Origin of the sequence: Bradyrhizobium sp. CIAT3101, assembly GCF_029714945.1 — a bacterium.
Classification (GTDB): domain Bacteria; phylum Pseudomonadota; class Alphaproteobacteria; order Rhizobiales; family Xanthobacteraceae; genus Bradyrhizobium.
In genome coordinates this window covers 508,332-534,502 of sequence record NZ_CP121634.1, presented here as the reverse complement: position 1 = coordinate 534,502, position 26,171 = coordinate 508,332, and the positions used below count along the sequence as shown (strand labels likewise).

21 protein-coding genes are annotated in these 26,171 nt (G+C 65.2%); 8 read left to right on the top strand and 13 right to left on the bottom strand.

Going from position 1 to position 26,171, the window contains the following annotated elements:
* The first annotated feature begins 10 nt into the window (after positions 1 to 10).
* The 5 genes from QA645_RS02400 to QA645_RS02380 all read left to right on the top strand — a co-directional run bounded on the left by QA645_RS02400 (position 11) and on the right by QA645_RS02380 (position 5,231).
* Complete coding sequence (locus tag QA645_RS02400) at positions 11 to 1,360, top strand: peptidoglycan DD-metalloendopeptidase family protein (RefSeq protein ID WP_283047923.1); 1,350 nt, start codon at positions 11 to 13, stop codon at positions 1,358 to 1,360.
* Entirely contained in the window at positions 1,357 to 2,715 is a 1,359-nt protein-coding gene (locus QA645_RS02395; protein WP_254127680.1) for a S41 family peptidase, read from the top strand. The genes QA645_RS02400 and QA645_RS02395 overlap by 4 nt, the downstream gene beginning before the upstream one ends.
* A gap of 156 nt (positions 2,716 to 2,871) precedes the next feature.
* Positions 2,872 to 4,095: a divergent polysaccharide deacetylase family protein gene (locus QA645_RS02390; protein ID WP_254127679.1), complete on the top strand. Its 1,224-nt coding sequence runs from the start codon at positions 2,872 to 2,874 to the stop codon at positions 4,093 to 4,095.
* A 65-nt stretch (positions 4,096 to 4,160) separates the two neighbouring features.
* A complete protein-coding gene (locus tag QA645_RS02385) occupies positions 4,161 to 4,667 on the top strand; it encodes an RNA pyrophosphohydrolase (protein WP_283047922.1) in 507 nt (168 codons plus the stop codon).
* Between the two features lie 63 nt (positions 4,668 to 4,730).
* Positions 4,731 to 5,231 carry an RNA pyrophosphohydrolase gene (locus QA645_RS02380; RefSeq protein WP_283047921.1) on the top strand — a complete coding sequence of 167 codons (501 nt, stop codon included), beginning with the start codon at positions 4,731 to 4,733 and terminating at the stop codon, positions 5,229 to 5,231.
* A 295-nt stretch (positions 5,232 to 5,526) separates the two neighbouring features.
* Here QA645_RS02380 and QA645_RS02375 read toward each other — a convergent pair whose 3' ends face one another.
* The 6 genes from QA645_RS02375 to QA645_RS02350 form a co-directional block, all read right to left on the bottom strand.
* A complete protein-coding gene (locus QA645_RS02375) occupies positions 5,527 to 7,194 on the bottom strand; it encodes an adenylate/guanylate cyclase domain-containing protein (protein WP_283047920.1) in 1,668 nt (555 codons plus the stop codon).
* 146 nt (positions 7,195 to 7,340) lie between these two features.
* Complete coding sequence (locus QA645_RS02370; protein ID WP_254191319.1) at positions 7,341 to 7,748, bottom strand: F0F1 ATP synthase subunit epsilon; 408 nt, start codon at positions 7,746 to 7,748, stop codon at positions 7,341 to 7,343.
* Between the two features lie 89 nt (positions 7,749 to 7,837).
* Positions 7,838 to 9,271 (bottom strand): F0F1 ATP synthase subunit beta, encoded by a 1,434-nt coding sequence (gene atpD, locus QA645_RS02365; RefSeq protein WP_254127674.1) that lies wholly within the window; start codon positions 9,269 to 9,271, stop codon positions 7,838 to 7,840.
* Between the two features lie 86 nt (positions 9,272 to 9,357).
* Positions 9,358 to 10,230 (bottom strand): F0F1 ATP synthase subunit gamma, encoded by an 873-nt coding sequence (locus QA645_RS02360; RefSeq protein ID WP_254191317.1) that lies wholly within the window; start codon positions 10,228 to 10,230, stop codon positions 9,358 to 9,360.
* A gap of 146 nt (positions 10,231 to 10,376) precedes the next feature.
* On the bottom strand, positions 10,377 to 11,906 hold the full coding sequence (gene atpA / locus QA645_RS02355; RefSeq protein WP_254127672.1) for a F0F1 ATP synthase subunit alpha: 1,530 nt from the start codon (positions 11,904 to 11,906) through the stop codon (positions 10,377 to 10,379).
* Complete coding sequence (locus QA645_RS02350) at positions 11,906 to 12,466, bottom strand: F0F1 ATP synthase subunit delta (protein WP_254127671.1); 561 nt, start codon at positions 12,464 to 12,466, stop codon at positions 11,906 to 11,908. The genes atpA and QA645_RS02350 overlap by 1 nt, the downstream gene beginning before the upstream one ends.
* 657 nt (positions 12,467 to 13,123) lie before the next feature.
* On the opposite strand from QA645_RS02350, the gene QA645_RS02345 reads away from it, so the two are divergent.
* On the top strand, positions 13,124 to 13,615 hold the full coding sequence (locus QA645_RS02345; RefSeq protein ID WP_254127670.1) for a septal ring lytic transglycosylase RlpA family protein: 492 nt from the start codon (positions 13,124 to 13,126) through the stop codon (positions 13,613 to 13,615).
* A gap of 199 nt (positions 13,616 to 13,814) precedes the next feature.
* On the opposite strand, the gene QA645_RS02340 is transcribed toward QA645_RS02345, so the two are convergent.
* Positions 13,815 to 16,025, bottom strand: coding sequence for a primosomal protein N' (locus tag QA645_RS02340; protein WP_283047919.1), 2,211 nt, complete (start codon positions 16,023 to 16,025; stop codon positions 13,815 to 13,817).
* Positions 16,026 to 16,138: 113 nt separating this feature from the next.
* Here QA645_RS02340 and QA645_RS02335 point away from each other — a divergent pair, with 113 nt between their 5' ends.
* Together QA645_RS02335 and QA645_RS02330 are read left to right on the top strand one after the other, a co-directional pair.
* Positions 16,139 to 17,104: a tyrosine recombinase XerC gene (locus QA645_RS02335; protein ID WP_283047918.1), complete on the top strand. Its 966-nt coding sequence runs from the start codon at positions 16,139 to 16,141 to the stop codon at positions 17,102 to 17,104.
* A 91-nt stretch (positions 17,105 to 17,195) separates the two neighbouring features.
* Positions 17,196 to 17,789 (top strand): DUF4337 domain-containing protein, encoded by a 594-nt coding sequence (locus QA645_RS02330; RefSeq protein ID WP_254127667.1) that lies wholly within the window; start codon positions 17,196 to 17,198, stop codon positions 17,787 to 17,789.
* 150 nt (positions 17,790 to 17,939) lie between these two features.
* On the opposite strand, the gene QA645_RS02325 is transcribed toward QA645_RS02330, so the two are convergent.
* The 6 genes from QA645_RS02325 to sucD all read right to left on the bottom strand — a co-directional run bounded on the left by QA645_RS02325 (position 17,940) and on the right by sucD (position 26,165).
* Entirely contained in the window at positions 17,940 to 18,470 is a 531-nt protein-coding gene (locus tag QA645_RS02325) for a hypothetical protein (protein WP_254127666.1), read from the bottom strand.
* 34 nt (positions 18,471 to 18,504) lie between these two features.
* Positions 18,505 to 19,905, bottom strand: a complete 1,401-nt coding sequence (gene lpdA, locus QA645_RS02320; RefSeq protein WP_283047915.1) for a dihydrolipoyl dehydrogenase — start codon at positions 19,903 to 19,905, stop codon at positions 18,505 to 18,507.
* A 56-nt stretch (positions 19,906 to 19,961) separates the two neighbouring features.
* Positions 19,962 to 20,723 carry an SDR family oxidoreductase gene (locus QA645_RS02315; protein ID WP_283047913.1) on the bottom strand — a complete coding sequence of 254 codons (762 nt, stop codon included), beginning with the start codon at positions 20,721 to 20,723 and terminating at the stop codon, positions 19,962 to 19,964.
* A 55-nt stretch (positions 20,724 to 20,778) separates the two neighbouring features.
* Positions 20,779 to 22,020, bottom strand: coding sequence for a 2-oxoglutarate dehydrogenase complex dihydrolipoyllysine-residue succinyltransferase (odhB, locus tag QA645_RS02310; protein WP_254127663.1), 1,242 nt, complete (start codon positions 22,018 to 22,020; stop codon positions 20,779 to 20,781).
* A gap of 165 nt (positions 22,021 to 22,185) precedes the next feature.
* Positions 22,186 to 25,143, bottom strand: coding sequence for a 2-oxoglutarate dehydrogenase E1 component (locus QA645_RS02305; RefSeq protein WP_283047911.1), 2,958 nt, complete (start codon positions 25,141 to 25,143; stop codon positions 22,186 to 22,188).
* Positions 25,144 to 25,280: 137 nt separating this feature from the next.
* The gene (sucD, locus tag QA645_RS02300) at positions 25,281 to 26,165 is read right to left on the bottom strand and encodes a succinate--CoA ligase subunit alpha (RefSeq protein WP_008145220.1); all 885 of its coding nucleotides are present in this window, start codon (positions 26,163 to 26,165) and stop codon (positions 25,281 to 25,283) included.
* Between the last annotated feature and the right edge of the window lie 6 nt (positions 26,166 to 26,171).

The following is a 26,171-nucleotide window of genomic DNA, read 5'->3' as shown; positions in this document are numbered from 1 at the left end:
TGTCCAACAGATGCGAGCGCCGATCCTCAATTTGCTGCTGATTGCGAGCTGCGCCGGCGCAAGCCTCTTCGCCGAAGAAAGCCTCGCGCAAGCCCAGTCGGCGGCACCGGCGCCACAGACCGCAGCCATCTCGCCCGACGCCATCAAGCAGCGCGAGCAGGAGCTGGAAGCCGCGCGCGCAAGCAAGAAGAGCGCGGAGGAGGCGCAGGCCAAGCTGAAGGCCGAGATCACCTCGCTCGGCCAGGACCGCACCCAGCTCAATCAGCAATTGATCGACACCGCCGCCAACGTCCGCACCGTCGAGACCAAGATCGACGAGGCCGAGACGCGGCTGCGCACACTCAACGGCCGCGAGCAGCAGGCGCGCGCCTCGCTCGATTCGCGCCGCGCCGACATCGTCGAGGTGCTGGCGGCGCTGCAGCGTGCCGGCCGGCGCACCCCGCCGGCGCTGCTGGTGCGGCCCGAAGATGCGCTGCAATCGCTGCGCACCGCGATGCTGCTTGGCGCCGTCGTGCCGGAATTGCGCGGCCGCGCCGAGAAGATTGCCGGTGAGCTCGGCGAGCTCGTGAGCTTGCGCAAGAACATCGCCGCCGAGCGCGACCAACTCGCCTCCGATCGCGACAAGGTCCGCAGCGAACAGACCCGGCTCACCGCGCTCGTCGACGAACGGCAGCGCCAGCAGTCCTCGCGCGAAAAGGACCTCGACGCCGAGAATTCGCGCGCCATCACGCTGTCAAAGCAGGTCGGTGATCTCCAGGGGCTGATCGCCAAAATGGAGCAGGACCTGCAGAGCGCGGCCAAGGCGGCCGAGAAGGCGGCCGAGGTCGCAAAGCAGGCCGAGGCCAAGGCAGCCGCGGCCGCCAACGCCAAACCCGGCCCAGCCGTGTTCAAGGACCGTTCCCGGACCAGCCCGGCCATCCTGTTCGCCTCGGCCAAGGGGCTCCTGCCGCTGCCGGTTAACGGTAACAAGATCAGGGACTTTGGCGGTTCCGACGGGGTCGGCGGGGTCCAGAAGGGCATTTCGCTGGCAACCAAGCCCGGTTCGCAGGTCACAACGCCGTGCGACGGCTGGGTGGTCTATGCCGGCCCGTTCCGCAGCTATGGACAACTCTTGATCCTCAACGCCGGGGGCGGGTATCATGTCCTGATCGCCGGGATGGAGCGCATTTCGGTAAACATCGGACAGTTTGTGCTCACGGGGGAGCCGGTCGCGACCATGGGGTCGACCTCTCAAGTCGCCTCCATTCTCGCCACCAACGCGAGTCAACCTGTGTTGTATGTCGAGTTCCGCAAAGACGGCACTCCAATCGATCCAGGCCCATGGTGGGCCGCAAATGAAGGCGAGAAGGTTCGCGGATGATGCGCAAGACTTCAGTTATCCTCCTCAGCGCTGCGACCGGTGCGGCGCTGACGCTGTTCGTGACCCAGCCGCGTGCGGTGTTCATGGGCTCCAGCGCGCGAGCCGCGACCGCTGACACCTATCGCCAGCTCAACCTGTTCGGCGACGTGTTCGAGCGCGTGCGCTCCGACTATGTCGAGAAGCCCGACGACACCAAGCTGATCGAATCCGCCATCAGCGGCATGCTCACCGGCCTCGACCCGCATTCGAGCTACATGGACGCCAAGAGCTTCCGCGACATGCAGGTGCAGACCCGCGGCGAGTTCGGCGGCCTCGGCATCGAGGTCACCATGGAAGACGGCCTGATCAAGGTGGTCTCTCCGATCGACGATACGCCCGCCTCGCGCGCCGGCGTCATGGCCAACGACATCATCACCAATCTCGACGATGAAGCGGTGCAGGGCCTGACCCTGAACCAGGCGGTCGAGAAGATGCGCGGCCCCGTCAACACCAAGATCAAGCTCAAGATCATCCGCAAGGGCCAGGACAATCCGATCGACGTCACGCTGGTGCGCGACAACATCCGCGTCCGTTCGGTGCGCGCGCGCGTCGAGGCCGACGACATCGCCTATATCCGCATCACCACCTTCAACGAGCAGACCACCGAAGGCCTGAAGAAGGAGGTCGCCAACCTCTCGACCCAGATCGGCGACAAGCTCAAGGGCTACATCATCGACCTCCGCAACAATCCGGGCGGCCTGCTCGAGGAGGCCGTCACCGTCTCCGACTCGTTCCTGGAGAAGGGCGAGATCGTGTCGACCCGCGGCCGCAACGCCGAGGAAACCCAGCGCCGCACCGCGCATGCGGGCGATCTCACCAAGGGCAAGCCGGTCATCGTGCTGGTCAACGGCGGCTCGGCCTCGGCGTCGGAAATCGTCGCCGGCGCGCTGCAGGACCACAAGCGTGCGACCATCGTCGGCACGCGCTCGTTCGGCAAGGGCTCGGTGCAGACCATCATCCCGCTCGGCTCGGGCAACGGCGCGCTGCGCCTCACCACGGCGCGCTACTACACGCCGTCGGGCAAGTCGATCCAGGCCAAGGGCATCGTGCCCGACATCGAAGTGCTGCAGGACGTGCCGGACGAGCTGAAGTCGCGGACCGACACCAAGGGCGAGGCTTCGCTGCGCGGCCATCTCAAGAACGACGGCGACGAGAAGACCGGCTCGCAGTCCTACGTCCCGCCGGATGCCAAGGACGACAAGGCGCTCAAGCTCGCCGACGATCTGCTCCACGGCATCAAGAACAGCGCCTCCGCGGCGCCCGCGCCCGGCACCACCGACAAGGCGGCCGCCGACAAGCCCAAGGCCGCGAACTAAGTCGCAAGCACAGTCATCTACGGAAAAGGGCGGCTCCCGGAGCCGCCCTTTTTGCTTGGGAGCTCATGTTGGGACTCCTGGCATCCCCGGCCTATCCCGGCCTGCCGCCGCTTGACCTCGGCGTGGTATCGTCGGTGGAGTGATTCGGGATCTCGCATGACTGAAACGGCCGATGATCTGAGCGCCCCGCTCGGACAGGACAAGCCGCGCCGGAAACAGCGGCTGCGGCTGCCGTTCACGGCCATGCAGGCGCTGGCCGTGATGCTCGGCCTGTTCCTGGTCGCCTTTGCCGGCTTCGCCATCTTCAACAAGGACCCGCTTGGCGGCGAGCCGATGACGCGGATCGCGATCCGCGATTCCAAGGGCACTGACGAGAAGCCCGCCGCCGAGGCAGTTGCGGCCGGTCATGGTCAGGACAGCAAGCACGCGACCAAGGAAGCGCCGAAGGAAGCGGCTTCCGGCGAGCAAAAGACCGTCACCATGATCGACGGCTCGACCGGCGCTCGCCACGACGTGGTGATCGGCGCAGGCGACGGCGCCGATAAAGGCGAGGCGGCGTCCGCAGCACCCGCCGTCATGGCCGGGATCGATCCAAAACTGCTGGAGAAATCCCGCTACGGCATGATCCCCGCGATCTCGGGCGATCTCAAGCCGTTCAACGTCTACGCAGCGGAGGCCGACCGCGCCAAGGCCGCGAAAATGCCCGTGGTGGCGATCGTGATCGGCGGCCTCGGCGTCGGCGCCGCCAAGACCACCGATGCGATCATGAAGCTGCCGGGCGCGGTGACGCTGGCCTTCACGCCCTACGGCGCCGACCCCGGCAAGCTCGCCGAGCGCGCCCGCGCCCAGCGCCACGAGATCTTCCTGCAGATCCCGATGGAGCCCTACGACTTCCCCGACAATGATCCCGGTCCGCAGACGCTCCTGACCTCGCTCACCGCCGACCAGAACACCGACCGCCTGTACTGGCACCTGAGCCGGATCCAGGGCTATGCCGGCATCACCAATTTCATGGGCGCGCGCTTCGTGGCGACGGATGCGGCGATGCAGCCGATCATCCGCGAGGCGTCCAAGCGCGGGCTCGGCTTCTTCGACGACGGCTCCTCGCCACGCAGCATCGCGCCGCAGGCCGCAGGAAGCCTCGCCGTGCCGTTCGGCAAGGGCGACATCGCGCTCGACGCGGTGCCGACCCCGACCGAGATCGACCGCGCCCTCAACAAGCTGGAATCGGTGGCGAGGGAACGCGGCGTTGCCGTCGGCACCGCCTCTGCGCTCCCCGTCTCGATCGAACGGGTCAGCGCCTGGATCAAGACATTGAGCGACCGGGGTATCCTATTGGTGCCATTGACAACCGCGATGCTGAAATCAAAATCCAGCTAAATCAACGAATTGGTACGGCGCGGGCCCCCACGGCCCAGCCGGCAGTACGCGAGGGGTTTGGCGGAATGGCGCGTTACGAGGATCTGCCCTACCGAACCTGCGTCGGGGTGATGCTGATCAATGCGAAGGGGCTGGTGTTCATCGGCCGTCGTGCCGGCGGGATCGAGCATGTCGACGACAGCCACGTCTGGCAGATGCCGCAGGGCGGAGTCGATCCCGGCGAGGACAATTGGGATGCCGCCAAGCGCGAGCTCTACGAAGAGACCAGCGTGCGCTCGATCGAGCGGCTCGGCGAGGTGCCGGACTGGCTGATCTACGACATCCCGCGCACGGTGGCCGGGCGCGCCTGGAAGGGCCGCTACCGCGGCCAGCGCCAGAGATGGTTCGCGGTCCGCTTCACCGGCAAGGACAGCGAGATCAATGTCGAGAAGCCCGGCGGCGGCGGCCACAAGGCCGAGTTCGTCAGCTGGCGCTGGGAGCCGATGAAAAACCTTCCCGGGTTGATCATCCCGTTCAAGCGCCCGGTCTACGAGCGCGTGGTGAAGGAATTTTCCGCGCTCGCCGATGACTAAATCAAATTGTCATCCCGGCTTTGATGCTAAGGCACCGGCTGGGCTGACAACGAGAGCTTCCGCGTGACGAACGAAAAACCCTACCGTCCCAATGTCGGGATCGCGCTGTTCAATGCCGACGGCCGCGTGCTGATCGGGCACCGCTTCAAGGGCGACGGCCCCGAGATCATCCTGCCCGGACTCGACTGGCAGATGCCGCAGGGCGGCGTCGATGAGGGCGAGGTGTTGCGCGATGCCGCCATGCGCGAGCTCTGGGAGGAGACCAGCGTCGTCAGCGCCGATTATCTCGGCGAGACCGACTGGCTCACTTACGAATTCCCGCCCTATGACGGCCCGCAGACGCATCGGCTGGCCAAGTTTCGCGGCCAGCGCCAAAAATGGTTCGCGCTGCGCTTCACCGGCAAGGACGATGAGATCGATCCGCTGACGCCGCGCAACGGCCAGCCCGCGGAGTTCGACGCGTGGCGCTGGGAGCGGCTCGACCGCGTCGCCGACATCGTGGTGCCGTTCCGCCGCGAGGTCTATCGCGCGGTGGCGCGAGAGTTTGCGGCCTTCGCCGGGTAAGTAGACGAAATCAACCCCATGCACAGTAGAACGGGGGTTGAAATCATGAGCGAATTATTGCCGGAAGTTTGCGCGTGCGCGTGTGAGGGACGCACCACTCTCTCATTCCCTCCCCCCTTGCGGGGGAGGGGCAGGGAGAGGGGTGCCACACAGGGATTCTGTCGGGCCGGCATCGCTTATGTGCATTGATCATCGGGAGTCTTTGCTGGGCCACCCCTCTCCCTAGCCCTCCCCCGCAAGGGGGGAGGGAACGCACCGCCGTCGGGGCGCTCAGTCGGGCCAAGCACCGGAAGCACTAGTTCGTCGGACCGACCGTGAACGGGCCGATGGCGATGACGTGGCAGTCGCTGTCGTGCTTGACGCAGTCGGCCAGTGCGCCGTTGACGGCGGTCTGCTCGTCGGCGGCCTTCAGGCCGAGGCCGGGACGGCCCGCGGTGCCGACGGCGACCGCGTTCCAGCCCATGCCCTCGCCGAGCTTGCGCACCACCTCGTCCCGCGCATCGGCCACGATGGAGGAATTGGTCGCGGCGTGGAAGAAGCCGTTCGGCTTCAGCAGGGTCGGGATCGGCACAACGAAATTGTCGTCGACCGCCACGATCATGCAAGCCGAGCCCGCGATCGCGCCGCAGGACTCCAGTGAACGCCGCGCGGTCTCGTCGACCGACGACGCCCCCAGCACCATGAAATATTGCCCGCCCGGTCCGAGCGCGACCGAGCGCGATTTTGCCGCCGGCGCATAGATGTTCTCGACGCGAGTCCTGGCCTGATCACGCAGCATCGGAAAGTCCTTCGATGCGAACGGGCGCTCGGTCATGGTGTCGTGCCGCACCCAGGGCTGCGGCGGCATCGGCGGATTGCCATGGCTGTAGACGACCTTGTTGCCGACCGCATAGAGCTCGCAGCGCCGCGGCGATTGCGCGGCATCCGCGCGCTTCTGGCACTGATCGAGCGCCATGTTGCGCGCGGCCTCCTCGTTCGGCTGATTGAGCGCGGAGCCGTTGAAGCCGCCGATGTTCAGGGCGAAGGCCTTGTAATCGCCGGCGGCGGCATATTCGTTGCTGAGGAAGGCACGCTGGCGCTCGCCGAGGAACGGCACAGCGTCCACGGCAATCTTGCCGCCCGACGCGGCCGGCGGTGACGGCATCGGTGCCGGTGGCGGTGTCACGGCTGCCGTTTGTGTCGGTGTCGCCGTCGGCACGGGCGACGGCGTCGGCGCCTTCGCGGCCATCGTCGGCGTGGGACTCGGGGATGGCGCAGCGACGGGGCTGGGCAACGGCGCAGCCGCAGTCGATGACAACTGGGCGGTCTCGAGCTTGGTGAAATAGAGGAAGCCGCCGACGCCGATGGCGACGACCGAGACCACGCCGACGACCAGCGGCCACATCCAGTTCGGCGCGGGTGCAGCCTTGGCGACCTTCTTCACCTGCGGCGTCGTGTAAGTCCCGTCCTCGCGCCGCATCGCCACCATGTAGGCGTGCACCGGCGTCGGGATGTTCTTCACCTCCTGCGCGCCGATGTCGGCGAACTGCACCGACAGCTTGTTGGCGACCTGCTCGTGCACGGCACGCGAGACGCAGATGCCGCCGACCTCCGCCAACCCCTCGAGCCGGGCCGCGATGTTGACGCCGTCGCCGAGCAGATCGCCGTCGCGCTCGACCACGTCGCCGATGGTGATGCCGATGCGGAACGACATCTGCCGGCTCGGCGGATAGGCCATGTTACGGGTCCGCAAGCTCTCCTGAATGTCGATCGCGCAGCGCACCGCGTCGACCGCGCTCGGGAATTCCGCGAGCACGGCATCACCTGCGGTGTTGAAGATGCGACCGTTCGCTTTTGCGATGAAATCGTCGATGACTTCGCGGTAGGACGCCAGACGCCGCAGCGTCTCTTCCTCGTCTTCCGCGACCAACCTCGAATAGCCGGCAATATCGGCTGCAAAGATCGCTGCGATCTTGCGTTTCATCTGCAAATGCCCTGGAACAAAATCCGCGAGCGCAGAATGCCGTTATCTCCGGCGCGGTGCAACAAAGTTCAGCGCCCGCCACAACCGTGACGAGCGCTGAACTTATTCAGGAATTTCGCGTGAGCCCCGAAGCCGCGCTCCGGGGCTTAGTGCATGGCCGTCGAGCTGAGCTGCTGCTGGATGCTCTTGTAGTGATCGAGCCGCTCGAGGGCCTGATCGAGCTCGTTACCTTCGTGCTCCTTCAGCCCTTCTTCCATCTCCGAGATGGTCTCGGCGAACTGGGCGCGGTCGAGCTCGTCCAGCGAGGTCGCGACGTCGGCGAGCACGGTGAGGCCCTTCTCCGAGACTTCGGCAAGGCCGCCGAGCACGATGATCTTCTCGTGCTTGCCAGCGGTGGTCACGGTGAGGATGCCGGGGCGGATGGCAGCCACGACCGGCGCATGACCTGCCAGCACGCCGAAGTCACCCTCGACGCCGGGAATGTCGACCTGGTCGACTTCGCCCGAGAACGCGAGCTTTTCCGGAGAGACGAGATCGAAGTGGAAGGTGGCCATTGAGATGCCTTGCGAAACGTGAGTAGCGAATAGCGGGCGATTGAAACAGGAAGCGGCTCCTCACCGCTCCCTATTCGCACTTCGCCAGCTTAGGCAGCTTCCGCCGCCAGCTTCTTGCCCTTCTCGACCGCCTCTTCGATGGTGCCGACCATGTAGAAGGCGGCTTCCGGCAGGTGGTCGTACTTGCCTTCCACCAGGCCCTTGAAGCCCTTGATGGTGTCGGCGAGGTCGACGAACTTGCCCGGCGAACCCGTGAAGATTTCGGCGACGTGGAACGGCTGCGACATGAAGCGCTCGACCTTGCGGGCGCGGGCCACGGTCAGCTTGTCCTCTTCCGAAAGCTCGTCCATGCCGAGAATGGCGATGATGTCCTGGAGCGCCTTGTAGCGCTGCAGCACCTGCTGGACCTGACGGGCGACCGCGTAGTGCTCCTCGCCGACGACCAGCGGGGAGAGCATGCGCGAGGTCGAGTCGAGCGGGTCCACCGCCGGATAGATGCCCTTTTCAGCGATCGAGCGCGACAGCGTGGTGGTCGCGTCCAAGTGCGCGAACGAGGTCGCGGGCGCCGGGTCGGTCAAGTCGTCGGCCGGAACGTAGATGGCCTGCACCGAGGTGATCGAGCCCTTCTGCGTGGTGGTGATGCGCTCCTGCAGCGCGCCCATGTCGGTGGCGAGCGTCGGCTGATAACCCACGGCCGAAGGAATACGACCGAGCAGCGCCGACACTTCCGAGCCGGCCTGGGTGAAGCGGAAGATGTTGTCGACGAAGAACAGCACGTCCTGGCCCTTGTCGCGGAAGTCTTCCGCGATGGTCAGACCGGTGAGCGCGACGCGGGCGCGGGCGCCCGGGGGCTCGTTCATCTGGCCGAACACCAGCGCGCACTTCGACTTCACGCTCGGATCCGGATTGTGTGGATCGGCGTTGACCTTGGACTCGATGAACTCGTGATAGAGGTCGTTGCCCTCGCGGGTACGCTCGCCGACGCCGGCGAACACGGAGTAACCGCCGTGCGCCTTCGCGACGTTGTTGATCAGCTCCTGAATCAGCACGGTCTTGCCGACGCCGGCGCCGCCGAACAGGCCGATCTTGCCACCCTTCGCATACGGAGCAAGAAGGTCGACGACCTTGATGCCGGTGACGAGAATTTCAGCTTCGGTCGACTGGTCGGTGTAGGTCGGCGCTTCCTGGTGGATCGCGCGCAGGCCTTCCGACTTGACCGGACCGGCTTCGTCGATCGGCTCGCCGATGACGTTGATGATGCGGCCGAGCGTGCCTTCACCGACGGGAACGCGGATCGGCGAACCGGTGTCGCTGACTTCCTGGCCGCGGACCAGACCTTCGGTGGTGTCCATCGAGATGGTGCGGACGGTGGACTCACCGAGATGCTGGGCGACTTCGAGCACCAGGCGGTTGCCGCCGTTCTTGGTCTCGAGCGCGTTGAGAATGGCCGGCAGGTGGCCTTCGAACTGCACGTCGACGACGGCGCCGATGACCTGGGTGACGCGACCGAGCTGGGCTGCCATTGAATGTCTCCTTCGATCCGAATTTGTAGACCACGGTCGGCTGGTTGACCGGGATGTTGAGTTTGACGGGTACCGATGCGTCTTCGCTAGACGGCTTCGGCGCCCGAGATGATTTCGATCAGTTCCTTGGTGATCTGCGCCTGACGCGTGCGGTTGTAGACCAGCGTCTGCTTGCGGATCATTTCGCCGGCGTTGCGCGTCGCATTGTCCATCGCGCTCATCTGAGCGCCGTAGAACGAGGCGTTGTTCTCGAGCAGCGCGCGGAAGATCTGGACCGCGAGGTTGCGCGGCAGAAGACGGGTGAGAATCTCGTCCTCTTCCGGCTCGTATTCGTAGGACGTCGTGTTGGCGGCACCGCCCTCCTCGACGACCAGCGGGATGATCTGCTGGGCGGTCGGGATCTGCGCGATCACCGAGCGGAAGCGCGAGTAGAACAGCGTGCAGACGTCGAACTCGCCGTTGTCGAAACGCGCCAGGATCTTCTTGGCGATGTCCTCGGCGTTGACGAAGCCGATCTGGCGCACGCTGCGCAAATCGAGATGCTCGACGATCTGCTTGTCGAACTGGCGGCGAAGCTGCTCGTAACCCTTGCGGCCGACGCAGAAGAACTTCACTTCCTTGCCCTGGTTCATCAGGGCCAGCGCGCGCTCGCGGGCGAGACGCACGATCGACGAGTTGAAAGCGCCGGACAGGCCACGCTCGCCGGTGCAGACCAGCAGCAGGTGAACCTGGTCGCGGCCGGTGCCGGCCAGCAGCGTCGGCGCGCCGGGCGAACCCGCGGCCGCGCTCGCGATGTTGGAGATCACCGCGCTCATCTTGTCGGCATAGGGACGTGCAGCTTCCGCGGCGGTCTGCGCACGGCGCAGCTTCGAGGCCGCGACCATCTGCATGGCCTTGGTGATCTTTTGCGTCGCCTTGGTGGAGGCGATGCGCACGCGCATGTCTTTAAGTGACGCCATTCTTCGTTCACCCCGGCGGTTCGACTGATGCGTCGGACCGCTAGCCTGTCCCTATCGCAATGCCCGGCCGGGCGCCGGGCACGCTTGATATTGTTTTGCCTCTCGCGAAGCGATCATGGCCGGAAGATCCGGCCATGAGGCTCTGCTTAAGCGAAGCTCTTGGCGAAGCCTTCGACCACCGACTTCAGCTTGGCAGCCACGTCGTCCGAGAGGTCGCGGCTGTCGCGGATCGAGTTGAGGATGTCGGTGTTCTTGCCGCGCAGCAGCGAGAGCAGACCGTCCTCGAACGCACGCACCTTGTTGACCGGGAGCGGATCGAGATAGCCGTTGGTGCCGGCCCAGATCACGCAGACCTGCTCTTCCATCTTCAGCGGCGAGAACTGCGGCTGCTTCAGGAGCTCGGTGAGGCGCGAACCGCGGTTCAGCAGGCGCTGGGTCGAGGCGTCGAGGTCGGAGCCGAACTGCGCGAACGCCGCCATTTCGCGGTACTGCGCGAGCTCGCCCTTGATCTTGCCGGCGACCTTCTTGGTGGCCTTGGTCTGCGCCGACGAACCGACGCGCGACACCGACAGACCGACGTTCACCGCGGGACGGATGCCCTGGAAGAACAGGTCGGTTTCCAGGAAGATCTGACCGTCGGTGATCGAGATGACGTTGGTCGGAATGTAGGCCGACACGTCGTTGGCCTGGGTTTCGATGACCGGCAGCGCCGTCAGTGAGCCCGAGCCCTGGTCCTTGTTCAGCTTCGCCGCGCGCTCGAGCAGGCGGGAGTGCAGATAGAACACGTCGCCGGGATAAGCTTCGCGGCCCGGCGGGCGGCGCAGCAGCAGCGACATCTGGCGATAGGCGACGGCCTGCTTCGACAGATCGTCATAGATGATGACGGCGTGCATGCCGTTGTCGCGGAAGTACTCGCCCATGGTGCAGCCGGTGAAGGGCGCGATGTACTGCATCGGCGCCGGATCCGACGCGGTGGCGGCAACGACGATCGAGTATTCGAGCGCGCCCTGCTCTTCCAGCACCTTCACGAACTGGGCAACCGTCGAACGCTTCTGACCGACTGCGACGTAGACGCAGTACAGCTTGATGTTCTCGTCGGGCTGCGCGTTGAGCGGCTTCTGGTTCAGGATGGTGTCGAGCGCGATCGCGGTCTTGCCGGTCTGACGGTCGCCGATGATCAGCTCGCGCTGGCCACGGCCGATCGGGATCAGGGCGTCGATCGCCTTGAGGCCGGTCGCCATCGGCTCGTTCACCGACTTGCGCGGAATGATGCCGGGCGCCTTGACGTCGACGCGCATACGCTTGTCGGCCTGGATCGGGCCCTTGCCGTCGATCGGGTTGCCGAGACCGTCGACAACGCGGCCGAGCAGGCCCTTGCCGACCGGCGCGTCCACGATGGCGCGGGTGCGCTTGACGGTCTGGCCTTCCTTGATCTCGCGGTCGGCACCGAAAATAACGACACCGACGTTGTCGGTTTCGAGGTTCAGCGCCATGCCGCGGGTGCCGTTCTCGAACTCGACCATTTCACCGGCCTGGACGTTGTCCAGACCATAGACGCGGGCGATGCCGTCGCCGACGGACAGCACCTGTCCGACTTCGGAGACTTCAGCTTCCTGGCCGAAATTCTTGATCTGGTCCTTGAGGATCGCGGAAATTTCCGCGGCGCGGATGTCCATCAGCCTGCCTCTTTCATCGCGTGCTTGATCGAATTGAGTTTGGTGCGAAGCGAACTATCGATCATGCGGCTGCCAAGCTTCACGACGAGGCCACCGATGATCGAGGGATCGATCTTCACGTTGAGCGCGACGTCCTTGCCGGTCACCGACTTCAGGGCAACCTTGAGGGCGTCGAGATTCTTGTCCGAAAGCGCTTCCGCAACCGTGACGTCCGCGGTCGCCTCGCCCTTGAACTTGGCGACGAGGGCGCGGTAGGCGCGGATGACGTCAGCCACCGCGAACAGGCGGCGGTTGGCGGTCAGCACTTTCAGGAAATTGGCGGAGATGCCGGCAATGCCGGCCTTGTCCAGGACGGCCGAGAGGGCCTTGGACTGGGCGTCAGCCGCGAAAACCGGACTGCGGACGAGGCGCTTGAGATCAGCGCTTTCGTTCAGCAGACCCTCGAACTTGTCGAGATCGGCTTTGACCTCGTCGACCACCTTCTGGTCGCGGGCCAGTTCAAACAAGGCCGTTGCATAACGGCCGGACACACCTGAAACGGACGTATCTTCTGCAGCCACAGACGCGCTCTTTTAGCTGTCAAATTCGCAAGGGAAAAACCGTCGCCACAACGCGGCGCCTAGCGATCCAAGCCCTTGGAATTCAAGCGGGACTTTGATTCTCGGCCGACACAGGACGTGCCGGGTCCGTTAAAATCGCGGCTTTGCTAACATAGCAGGCGCGCACGTGCAACATGACGGCAACCTAAAGGCTTGGGTGTTTCTCGCCAGTTCGTCGCACACTGCGATCATCCATTGCCGGCTGCGATGAAGCTACCCTGAACCTGCCATGCCACGGAATTGCCACGACCGTTACGTCGGCAACCGGCCCGTTGGTTCCTGCCTCCAGCGCATAGCGGCCATGAACACGGATCGCTGAGGCGTGACCGAAGCCGCCCGGGCCTCGACCTCGGAATACTTACCTAATTCTAAACGCAAAGCATAACAACTTCGTTTTACAGTATTCGTGAGTAATCGATCCGTTAACAAATCATTAAAGTGAAAGATTACGGAACTTCGGCTGAATATCGATTCAGATCACAAGATATTTCAGCATGCCGCCGAACGGGTTTACTGCCCAATTCACGCCTCATTGAGAATCGAAACGCCAAACCGCTCACAAACTGATGGGGGCTCCATTAGCCACACATGTGGCAATACTAGTGTAGGGACCAATAAATGCTGTCTTTGACCCGGCCGCGTACGGCGATCGCTTTCGTCGCCGCGACTCTCCTCGTGGGGGGAACCGCAACCGAAGCTTCCGCCAAATCCCGGCATCACCACCGCTATTCTGCGCATCATCACCGCCACCACGCCGAGAACGATTCCAACGCGACCTCCGATTGGCGCAACGCCAATGCGTCGATGACGCCGACGTCGGGCACGGGCCGCAGCTTCTCGGGCATGGCCTCCTATTACGGCAACGAGTCCGGCAGCCGCACGGCGTCGGGCGCGCGCTTCAACCAGAACGCCATGACCGCGGCGCACCGTTCGCTGCCGTTCGGCACCAAGCTGCGCGTCACCCATGGCGGCTCGAGCGTCATCGTCACCATCAATGACCGTGGCCCGTTCGTGCGCGGCCGCGTGCTCGACCTCTCCACGGGCGCTGCCCGCGCCATCGGCCTCACCGGCGCCGGCGTCGGCCGCGTCACCGCGGAAGTGATCTCGTAAGGCGCAGTTTAGCTGCGCGAAATAAGCCCGCCGTCTTGGGGGACGGCGGGCTTTTTGTTTGTCTCGTCGTAGCGCGGCTGCACCGCGACGGCTGCCGTAGGGTGGGCAAAGGCGCGGAGCGCCGTGCCCACGATTTCTCGCGATGGAAAGAATTCGTGGGCACGCTTCGCTTTGCCCACCCTACGAAGGCTCGCAGCCCTTACAAAAAGCTCTGTGGATCGACGTCCACCTCGAGCTTCTGATTGCCCTTCGGCTTCGGACATACCGCGAGCCAGTTCCGCAAATAATCCGACAGATCGAACCCCCGCGCCGCCTTCACCAGGATGCGGAAGCGGTAGCGGCCCTTGATGACGGCGAGCGGGGCTTCGGCGGGGCCGAGCACCACCACGCGCTCGTCGCGCGGCGCGAGCGCAACGAGGCGGCGGCCCAGGCCTTCCGCGCTCGGACGATCGCCCGCCGAGATGATCAGGCTCGCGAGCCGGCCGAACGGCGGATAGAGCGTGCGCTCGCGCAGATCGATCTCGCTGTCGTAGAAGGCCTCGCGGTCGCAGGCAATCAGCGCCTTCATCACGGGATGATCGGGCTGATGGGTCTGGAGATAGCCGACGCCGCGGCCCTGTTCGCGCCCCGCACGCCCGATCACCTGGTTCAGCAGCTGCCAGGTGCGCTCCGCCGCACGCGGATCGCCGTTGGACAGACCGAGATCCGCATCGACCACGCCGACCAGATTGAGCCGCGGAAAATTGTGGCCCTTGGCGACGAGCTGCGTGCCGATGATGATGTCGACACGGCCCTCCGCGATCTCGGCAAGCTCGCTGCGCATCGTCTCGATCGAGGTGATGAGATCGCTCGACAGCACCATGGTGCGCGCATCCGGAAACAGCGCGGCCGCTTCCTCCTGCAGGCGCTCGACGCCGGGGCCGACCGCGACCAGCGATTCCTCCGCCGCGCAATGCGGGCAGGCGTGCGGACGCGGCATCGAGAAGCCGCAATGGTGACAGACCAGGCGCTGGCGAAAACGGTGATCGACCAGCCAGGCATCGCAGATGGTGCAGGCGAAGCGATGGCCGCAACCGCGGCAGAGCGTCAGCGGCGCATAGCCGCGGCGATTGAGGAACAGCAGCGCCTGCTCGCGCTTCTCGACCGCTTTTTTGATCTCGGACGCCAGCCGCGGCGAGATGAAGCGGCCGCGCGCCGGCGGCTCGCGACGCATGTCGATCGCCTCGATATGCGGCATGTGCTGGCCGCCGAAGCGCGACGGCAGCGCGACGCGCTGATAGCGGTTCTTGCGCGCATTCACCTCGGATTCGACCGACGGCGTGGCGGAAGCCAGCACGATCGGGATCTTTGCGATATGCGCGCGCACCACCGCCATGTCGCGGGCGTGGTAATGCACGCCCTCGTCCTGCTTGTAGGCCTGGTCGTGCTCCTCATCGACCACGATCAGACCGAGATTGGCGTAAGGCAGAAACAGCGCCGAGCGGGCGCCGACCACGACAGGGGCGGTGCCTTCCGAGATCGCCGCCCAATTGCGGGCGCGGGTGCGCGGCGTCAGCTCGGAGTGCCACTCGATCGGCCGCACGCCAAAGCGTTGCGCGAAACGGTCGAGGAACTGGCCGGTGAGCGCGATCTCCGGCATCAGGATCAGCGTCTGCCTGCCGCGACGAATCGATTCCGCGATCGCCTCGAAATAGACCTCGGTCTTGCCCGAGCCGGTGACGCCGTCGAGCAGCGCGACGTGAAAGGTGCCGTTGGCCGCGAGCGCGCGCATCGCATCGACGCCGGCACGCTGCAGCGGCGAAAAATCCGGCCGGCCGAACTCCGGATCGGGCGGCGGCGGCGGAGGCGGCGGCGGCATCGGCTCGACCGTGAGCGTGCCTTCGTCGACCAGGCCGTCGATCACGCCGGCCGACACGCCGGCTTCCCTGGCGGCCTCGGATTTGCCGTGCAGCAGCCGGTCCGACAGCACCTCGAGCACGCGCTGGCGCGCCGGCGTCAGCCGCCGCGGGAGATCGCCAACCAGGCGCACGCCGGCGCGCACGCGCTCGGGGCCGAGATTCTCGCCCATCCGCAGGCACATGCGCAGCACCATGCCGCGCGGGCTGAGCGTGTAATTGGCGACCCAGTCGACGACCGCGCGCAGCTCGGGTTTGAGCGGCGGAAGATCGAGCTTCTCGTTGACCTCCTTGAGGCGGTTGTGCAGGCGCGGATCGGGATTGGCGTTTTCCGCCCAGACCACGGCGAGCACCTCGCGGGCGCCCAGCGGCACGCCGACGAGATCGCCGGCCTTCAGCTCCATGCCGCGCGGCACCTTGTAGGAATAGGTCTGGTCGAGCGCGACCGGCACCAGCACGTCGACCATGCGGGTCGCGTTGGCGGGGGCGGTTGGGCTGCGCGACGAATGATCCATGGAGGGAGAATCGGAACCCCGGGGGCAGTGAGGCTAGCGCCGTGGAGCCGCCTTAGCGAACAGTAAACTGGTGTGATGCGATATACTGTGCGGAATCATTCCGTCCAGAGCGCATGAGCAAAGCAGCCGCCCCCCTTATCGAGCTCGCCAGCGCCGATCCCTCGATCGCGCAGGAGATGACGCGCTGGCTGGCGCATCTCGGCGCCGAGCGGCGGCTGTCGCCGAAGACGCTGGAGGCCTATGGCCGCGATCTCAGGCAGTGCCTGGATTTCCTGTGCAGCCATTGGGGCGAGCGCGTGACGCTTGAACGGTTTTCGTCGCTGGAAGCGACCGACGTCCGTGCCTTCATGGCGATGCGTCGTGCCGACGATATTGCCGGCCGTTCACTGATGCGCGCGCTCGCGGGCCTGCGTTCCTTCGGCCGCTTCCTCGAACGCGAGGGCAAGGGCAAGGTCGGCGCGCTCTCCGCCATCCGCGCGCCGAAAGTCGCAAAAACCCTGCCGAAGCCGCTGCCGATGGCATCGGCCAAACGCCTGGCCGACGCCGACGAGCGCGCCGGCGAGGATCGCGAGACCTGGATTCTGGTGCGCGACGCCGCGGTGATGGCGCTGCTCTATGGATCGGGCCTGCGCATCTCCGAAGCGCTCGGCCTGAAGCGCCGCGAGGTGCCGAAGCCGGGCGAAGGCGACGTGCTCGTCGTCACCGGCAAGGGCAACAAGACGCGCATGGTGCCGGTGCTGCAGAACGTGCTGGCGCTGGTGCAGGAATATGTATCGATGTGCCCGCATGCGCTGCCGCAGGACGGACCGATCTTCGTCGGCGCACGCGGCGGACCGCTGAGCCCGCGCATCATCCAGCTCGCGATGGAGCGGCTGCGCGGCGCGCTCGGGCTACCCGACAGCGCCACGCCGCATGCGCTCCGGCACTCCTTCGCCACGCACCTGCTCTCGCGCGGCGGCGACTTGCGCGCGATCCAGGAATTGCTCGGCCATTCCTCGCTCTCGACCACGCAGATCTATACCGGCATCGATTCTGAACGATTGCTGGAAGTCTATGCGAGCGCGCATCCAAGACGCTGAACCCTGACATCAAGCTGTCATCGCCTCCATGCCTCTTGCGCAGGCCGCGCGGTTCGGTCAATCGTTACCGGACCGACACAGGAGGGGACTCATGAGCGCACACGAAAGCATGGAGCACGCCGAGCATGCCGAGCACGCATCCGGCGAGAACAAGAAGATCGCCCTGCTGATCGCGGTGCTGGCGCTGTTCCTGGCGATCTCGGAAACACTCGGCAAGGGCGCGCAAACCGAGTCCATCAGCAAGAATGTCGAGGCCTCCAATCTCTGGGCCTTCTTCCAGGCCAAGAGCATCCGCCGCACCGTGGTCCAGACCGCCGCCGACCAGGGCAAGCTGACGCTGGGCGCCGCCACCGACGACGCCATGAAGGCCGCGGTGCAGAAGCAGATCGACGACTGGCAGAAGACCGCGGCGCGCTACCGCTCCGAGCCCGAGACCGGCGAAGGCACCGAGCAGCTCGCCGAGAAGGCCAAGGAAGCCGAGCATCAGCGCGACGAGGCGACCGCGAAATATCACCACTTCGAGCTGGCGTCGGCTGCCTTCCAGATCGGCATCGTGCTGGCATCGGCCACCATCATCACCGGCATGCTGCCGCTCGCCTGGATCGCCGGCCTGCTGACGCTCGCTGGCCTTGGCATGACCGTGCTCGGCGCATGGGCGCCGCATCTGTTGCATCTGCACGGGTAGGGTTGCAGTCCGCCGTCGTCCCGGCGAACGCCGGGACCCATACCGCGTGATCTATCGATTGCAGACGGTAGAGGTACCGAACGACGAGTCTTCGCCAAATTCTTCCCTGTGGTTATGGGTCCCGGCGTTCGCCGGGACGACACAGGAGAGCTAGCGCGCCTCGTGCACGCTCTTGCGGAAGCGCTGGATCAGACGGAGCGTGCGCGAGGACCAGCCTTCGCCGTTGCCCTTGATCAGCTCGCGGATGCGCCGCTTGATCGGCTCGACCAGCTCGGTCGCCTTGGCGCGCACTTTCAGCACCAGCTCGTAGAGCCGCTCGAACCAGTGCATCTCCAGAAGCTTGTCGCGCGTGACGTCGAACACGAAGGCGGTGACGCCGACGCCGAGCATCTTGGCGAACAGGATCGTGAACACCGCGCTGGTCCAGTATTCATGCGTGAGCAGCCACAGGCCGACCAGCTTGAGCGGAAACAGCGGAATGATCGGGACCGCGAAGACGATCAACGTCATCGCCGGCGACAGTGCGTCGACGCGCTCCGACAGCCAGGCCTTGAACCGGGCGAGCGGGATCAGTGCGACAACCCGCGCGACGATCGGTTCGAGGTGGTCCCACAGCCAGGCTTCGATCAGGAAGATGATCGCCAGCAGGACCCAGACCGGTTGAAGAAGGCGGCGCAGCATGTGTTTCCCGCCCGATTTAGCCCTGGGCGCGGACCTACATATGGATGGCCCGCTTGCCGACTGCAAGCGCGGCTTCCTTGACGGCCTCCGAGCGGGTCGGATGCGCGTGGCAGGTGCGGGCGAGATCTTCCGCACTGCCACCAAACTCCATGAGAACGCAGGCCTCATGGATCATTTCGCCGGCCTCGATGCCGATGATGTGCACGCCGAGCACGCGATCGGTCTTCGCATCTGCGAGAATCTTCACAAAGCCATCGGTGGTCTGGTTGACCTTGGAGCGGCCGTTGGCGGTAAAGGGAAACTTCCCGACGGTATAGGCGACGCCCGCCTGCTTCAGCTCGTCCTCGGTCTTGCCGACGGAGGACACTTCCGGAGTGGTATACACGACGCCTGGGATAACGTCGTAATTCACGTGGCCGGCCTGGCCTGCGATGATCTCCGCAACGGCCACGCCTTCATCCTCGGCCTTGTGCGCGAGCATCGGGCCGGCGACGACGTCACCGATGGCGTAGACGCCCTTCACGCTGGTGGCGAAATGCGGATCGATTTGCACGCGGCCGCGGGGATCGAGCGCGACGCCGGCTTCCTTCAGACCGAGGCCATCCGTGTACGGCACACGGCCGATGCAGACGAGCACGACGTCGGCCTCCAGCGTCTCGGCGGCACCGCCGGCGGCGGGCTCGATCGTCGCCTTGAGCGTCTTGCCTGAGGTGTCGACAGCGGTGACCTTGGCGCCGAGCTTGAACGCAAAGCCCTGCTTCTCGAGGATGCGCTGGAATTGTTTTGCAATTTCGCCGTCCATGCCGGGCAGGATGCGGTCGAGGAATTCGACCACGACGACTTCGGCACCGAGACGCTTCCAGACCGAGCCGAGCTCGAGGCCGATCACGCCGGCGCCGACGATGAGCAGCTTGCCGGGGACCTTGTCCAGCGCCAGCGCGCCGGTCGACGACACGATGCGCTTCTCGTCGATCTCGATGCCCTTGAGGCGCGCGATGTCGGAGCCGGTGGCGATGACGATGTTCCTGGTCTCGATCACCTGCGACTTGCCGTCGGCGGAGACCTCGACCTTGCCGGTGCCCAGGATCTTGCCGGTGCCCTTGAGCACGTCGACCTTGTTCTTCTTCATCAGGAACTCGACGCCCTTGACGTTGCCGTCGATACCCTGCTGCTTGAAGTTCATCATCGTCGGCAGATCGAGCTTCGGCGCGGAGACGCTGACGCCCATCTTCGCGAAGGAATGCCCGGCTTCCTCGAACATCTCGGAGGCATGCAGCAGCGCCTTCGACGGCATGCAGCCGACATTGAGGCAGGTGCCGCCGAGCGTGGCGTTCTTTTCGACGACGGCGACCTTCATGCCGAGCTGGCTTGCGCGCACCGCGCAGACGTAACCGCCAGGTCCAGTGCCGATGACGACGAGATCGTAGGTAGCCATGAGAGAAAGTCCCGTAAGTTTAGCGTGATGAGGATGTGTCAGCGTCCGCCGGCGCGTCAGCGTCCGCCGGACACATCGAGAATGGCTGAGGTGACGTAAGAGGCCTCGTCCGACATCAGCCAGACGATGGCATTGGCGATTTCGTCCGCGGTGCCGACGCGCTTCATCGGCACCATATGGGCCAGGCGGTGGTGCCGATCGGGCTCGCCGCCGGAGGCGTGGATGTCGGTATCGATCAGGCCGGGGCGAATGCCCGCGACGCGAATGCCTTCGGCCGCGACCTCGTAACCGAGGCCGATGGTGAAGGAATCGATCGCGCCCTTGGACGCCGCGTAGTCGACATAGGTATTCGGCGCGCCAAGCTTGGCAGCAACCGATGACAGATTGACGATGACGCCGCCCTTGCCGCCGTGCTTGGTCGACATCCGCTTCACGGCTTCGCGTGCGCAGAGGATCGAGCCGGTGACGTTGACCGCCAGCACGCGCTGGATGCGCTCGGCCGACATCTCGTCGACGCGCACCCCGCTCTTGCCGACAATGCCGCCATTGTTGACGAGCGCGGCCAACGTGCCGAACTTGTCGGCCTGCTTGAACAGATCGATGATGTCGCCTTCTTCAGCGACATCGCATTTCACAGCGATCGCCTTGCCGTTACCGGCTTCGATCTGCGCGACCACCTCGTCTGCGGCCGCCTGGTTGCTGGCATAGCCGACCACGACGCGGTAGCCGCGCGCGGCCGCCGCAAGCGCGGTCGCGCGACCAATGCCGCGGCTGCCGCCGGTGATGACAACGACCTTATCCGTCACGCGCGCCTCCATGGTTCGACAGGCGCCGTCACCCGAAAGAGCGACGGCGCTCGCAGAGCATCAGCGATCAGAGGTCCAGCACCAGACGCGCCGGATCTTCCAGGCTCTCCTTGACGCGAACCAGGAAGGTGACGGCTTCCTTGCCGTCGATCACGCGGTGATCGTAGGACAGCGCCAGATACATCATCGGGCGAACCTCGATCTTGCCGCCGACCACCATCGGACGATCCTGGATCTTGTGCATGCCGAGGATGCCGGACTGCGGCGCGTTCAGGATCGGGGTCGACATCAGCGAGCCGTAGATGCCGCCATTGGTGATGGTGAAGGTGCCACCCTGCATCTCGTCGATCTTGAGCTGGCCGTCACGGGCGCGGCGACCGAAATCGGCGATGCCCTTCTCGATGTCGGCGATCGACTTGTTGTCGCAATCGCGCACGACCGGCACGACGAGACCCTTGTCGGTGCCGACGGCGACGCCGATGTGGTAGTAGTTCTTGTAGATCAGGTCGGTGCCGTCGATCTCGGCGTTGACCGCCGGGATGTCCTTCAGCGCCTGCACGACGGCCTTGGTGAAGAAGCCCATGAAGCCGAGCTTCGAGCCGTGCTTCTTCTCGAACGCATCCTTGTAGTGAGCACGCAGCGCCATCACGTTGGTCATGTCGACCTCGTTGAAGGTCGTCAGCATGGCCGCGGTGTTCTGCACGTCCTTGAGGCGGCGCGCGATGGTCTGGCGCAGGCGGGTCATCTTGACGCGCTCTTCGCGGGCGGCGTCATCGGCCGGCGAAGCGCTGCGCACCTGCACGGCGGCGGCGGGCTGGTTGACCGGGGTCGGCGCGGACGCCGCACGCTCGATCGCGGCGAGCATGTCGCCCTTGGTGACGCGGCCGTCCTTGCCGGAGCCCGGAACGGTCGAGGCATCGACGCCGGTCTCGGCGGAAAGCTTGCGCACCGACGGGGCGAGCGGCGCATCGGCCGGCGGGGCCTTCGCGGCCGGAGCCGGAGCGGGGGCAGCAGCGGCGGGAGCCGGAGCAGCAGCGGGCTTGGCGGGCGCGGCGGCGGGCTTTGCGCCGGCGGCACCTTCGGTGATCTGTCCGAGCAGCGCGCCGACTGCAACAGTCGTACCGTCAGCAGCGATGATCTCGCTCAGCGTGCCCGCGGACGGCGCCGGGACTTCGATGGTGACCTTGTCGGTCTCGAGCTCCACCAAGGGCTCGTCGACGGCGACGGCGTCGCCGGCCTTCTTGAACCAGCGGCCGATGGTGGCCTCGGTGACGGATTCGCCGAGCGTCGGCACACGAATTTCAGTCATGGTCTTTTCCTTAAGGGATCGCCAATGCGGTCGTGAATTCGGGGGGTGTCATCGGCCGGCGAAAAGCAAGCCATCCAGCAAGCCGGGACGCATCGCATTCACGAGGTCGTCACGACTTACCGGATGCCCCGCCTTGTGGGCGGGGCATGACGCAGTTCGAAAAGATCAGCTCAATGCTTCGTCCAGGAACGCCTTCAGCTGCGCCTGATGCTTGGACATCAGACCAGTGGCGGTCGCGGCGGAAGCGGCGCGGCCGACATAACGCGGACGCCGGCTCACACCGTTCACCTGGTTCAGCACCCATTCCAGATAGGGCTCGATGAAGTGCCAGGCACCCATGTTGCGCGGCTCTTCCTGGCACCAGATTACTTCCGCCTTCTTGAAGCGGGACAGCTCGGCCACCAGCGCCTTCAGCGGCACCGGATAGAGCTGCTCGACGCGCATCAGATAGATGTCGTCGATGCCGCGCTTCTCGCGCTCCTCGTAGAGGTCGTAATAGACCTTGCCCGAGCACAGCACGATGCGGCGGATCTTCTCGTCCGGAACGAGCTTGATCGCCTCGTTCGGCAGCATCTGGGCGTCATCATACAGGATGCGGTGGAAGGTCGTTCCCTTCGCGAGCTCCTCGAGACGCGAGACGGCGCGCTTGTGACGCAGCAGCGACTTCGGCGTCATCAGGATCAGCGGCTTGCGGATCTCGCGATGAAGCTGACGGCGCAGCACGTGGAAGTAGTTCGCCGGCGTGGTCGGGTAGACCACCTGCATGTTGTCTTCCGCGCACATCTGCAGGTAACGCTCCAGACGCGCCGAAGAGTGCTCCGGTCCCTGGCCCTCATAGCCGTGCGGCAACAGGCAGACGAGACCGGACATGCGCAGCCATTTGCGTTCGCCCGAGGAGATGAACTGGTCGAACACGACCTGCGCGCCGTTGGCGAAGTCGCCGAACTGGGCTTCCCACAGCGTCAGCGTGTTCGGCTCGGCGAGCGAGTAGCCGTATTCGAAGCCGAGCACGGCTTCTTCCGACAGCAGCGAGTTGATGACCTCGTAATGGCCCTGCTCGTGGCCGAGATGGTTGAACGGCGTGTAGCGGCTCTCGTCCTCCTGGTCGATCAGGACCGAGTGACGCTGCGAGAAGGTGCCGCGCTCCGAGTCCTGGCCGGACAGGCGCACGTGGTGGTTCTCGTTGAGCAGCGTGCAGAACGCCAGCGCCTCACCGGTCGCCCAGTCGATGCCGGCACCGGTGTCGATCGCCTTCGAGCGATTCTCGAGGAAGCGCTGGATGGTGCGATGGACGCGGAAACCGTCCGGCACCTTGGTGATCTTGCGGCCGATGTCCTTCAGCGCGGTGATGTCGACACCGGTGACGCCACGACGCGCGTCCTCTTCCTGGTCGGCGATCTTGAAGCCCGCCCACTTGCCGTCGAGCCAGTCGGCCTTGTTCGGCTTGTAGGACGTGCCGGCTTCGAACTCGGCATCGAGCCGCGCGCGCCAGTCGGCCTTGGCCTTGTCGACCTCGCCCTCGGTCATCACGCCTTCGCTGACCAGACGGCGGGCGTACAGCTCCAGCGTCGAGGGGTGAGCCGCGATCTTCTTGTACATCACCGGCTGGGTGAACGCCGGCTCGTCGCCTTCGTTGTGGCCATGCCTGCGGTAGCAGAACATGTCGATGACGACGGGCTTGTGGAATTTCTGCCGGAACTCGGTCGCGACCTTTGCCGCGAACACCACGGCTTCCGGATCGTCGCCGTTCACGTGGAAGATCGGCGCGTCGATCATCTTCGCCACGTCCGACGGATACGGCGAGGAGCGCGAGTAACGCGGATAGGTGGTGAAGCCGATCTGGTTGTTGACGATGAAGTGCACGGAGCCGCCGGTGCGGTAGCCCTTCAGATCCGACAGGCCGAAGCATTCCGCGACTACGCCCTGGCCCGCGAACGCCGCGTCGCCATGCATCAGGAGCGGCATCACCGAGATGCGCTGATCCGGCGGATCGCCGTGCTGGTCCTGCTTGGCGCGGACCTTGCCGAGCACGACGGGATCGACGATCTCGAGATGCGAGGGGTTGGCGGTCAGCGACAGATGGATGCGGTTGCCGTCGAACTCGCGGTCCGAGGACGCGCCGAGGTGGTACTTCACGTCGCCCGAGCCTTCGACCGCGTCGGGATTGGCCGAGCCGCCCTTGAACTCGTGGAACAGCGCGCGATGGGCCTTGCCCATCACCTGGGTCAGCACGTTGAGGCGGCCGCGATGCGGCATGCCGAGCACGACTTCCTTCACGCCGAGATTGCCGCCGCGCTTGATGATCTGCTCGAGCGCGGGGATCAGGGATTCACCGCCGTCGAGGCCGAAGCGCTTGGTGCCGGTGAACTTGGTATCGCAGAACTTTTCGAAGCCTTCGGCTTCGACGAGCTTCATCAGGATGGCGCGGCGACCTTCGCGGGTGAAGGAGATTTCCTTATCCGGCCCTTCGATGCGCTCCTGGATCCAGGCCTTCTGCGCAGCGTTGCTGATGTGCATGAACTCGACGCCGAGCGTCTGGCAGTAGGTGCGCTCGCAGATCGCGGTGATTTCGCGCAGATTGGCGTATTCGAGACCGAGCACGTGATCGAGAAAGATCTTGCGGTCGAAATCGGCTTCGCTGAAGCCGTAGGTGCGCGGGTCGAGCTCTTCGCGGTTGCGCGGGGCTTCGATTCCGAGCGGATCGAGCTTGGCGTGGAAGTGGCCACGCATGCGGTAGGAGCGGATCAGCATCAACGCACGCACAGAGTCGCGCGTGGCCTGGAGGAGGTCGGCGGAGGAGATGTCGGCGCCCTTGGCCTGCGCCTTGGCGGCGATCTTGTTGCCGACCGCCTTCTCGACCTCGGCCCAGTTGCCGTCCAGCGCGGAGGTCAGGTCGTCCTTTGGCGTCTGCGGCCAGTTGGCGCGCTCCCAGGACGGGCCTTCGGCGTTCTTGCGGACGTCGGCCGGCTGGTCATTGAGGCTCTTGAAGAACTCCTGCCACTCGGCGTCGACCGAGGACGGGTCCTTCTCGTAGCGGGCGTAGATTTCGTCGATGTAGGTGGCGTTGGTGCCCTGCAAAAAGGATGAGAGGGCAAAGGCTGCGTTCGCGTCCTGGCGAGACATACTTGAGTTCCTGGCGATTTCGGTTCGCGCATAACAAACGGCGCTGGCGTCGGGCTCCCCGGCAGAGGCCCGACGCGACTGGCACCATTTACCCTATTTGCTGCGAAACTTCGCCCGGAAAAGCACGAAGGAGTGAATTAACCCTTCAATTTTTCGGCAAGCGTGTGGCCAAGGCGTGCGGGAGACGGCGACACTGTAATCCCTGCGGATTTCATCGCGTCGGTCTTGGAACCGGCGTCGCCCTTGCCGCCCGAGATGATCGCACCGGCATGGCCCATGCGGCGGCCGGGAGGGGCGGTGACACCGGCGATGAAACCGACCATCGGCTTCTTGCGGCCACGCTTGGCCTCGTCCTTGAGGAACTGGGCGGCGTCTTCCTCGGCCGAGCCGCCGATCTCGCCGATCATGATGATCGATTCGGTCTTGGGGTCGGCCAGGAGCATTTCGAGGACGTCGATGAACTCGGTGCCCTTGACCGGGTCGCCGCCGATGCCGACCGCGGTGGTCTGGCCGAGGCCCTCCTGGGAGGTCTGGAACACGGCTTCATAGGTCAGCGTGCCCGAACGGGAGACGATGCCGACGGAGCCGGTCTTGAAGATGTTGGCCGGCATGATGCCGATCTTGCACTCGCCGGCGGTCATGACGCCCGGGCAGTTCGGCCCGATCAGGCGCGACTTGGAGCCGGCCAGCGAACGCTTCACGCGCACCATGTCGATCACCGGAATGCCTTCGGTGATGCAGACGATCAGCGGGATCTCGGCGTCGATGGCTTCGCAGATCGCGTCGGCCGCGCCCGGCGGCGGCACGTAGATCACCGATGCATCCGCGCCGGTCTTCTCGCGCGCCTCGCGCACGGTGTCGAACACCGGCAGGTTCAGATGGGTCGAGCCGCCTTTGCCCGGCGAGGTGCCGCCGACCATCTTGGTGCCGTAGGCAATCGCGGCTTCGGAGTGGAAGGTGCCGTTCTTGCCGGTGAAGCCCTGGCAGATGACCTTGGTGTTCTTGTCGATCAGGATGGACATGAGGTC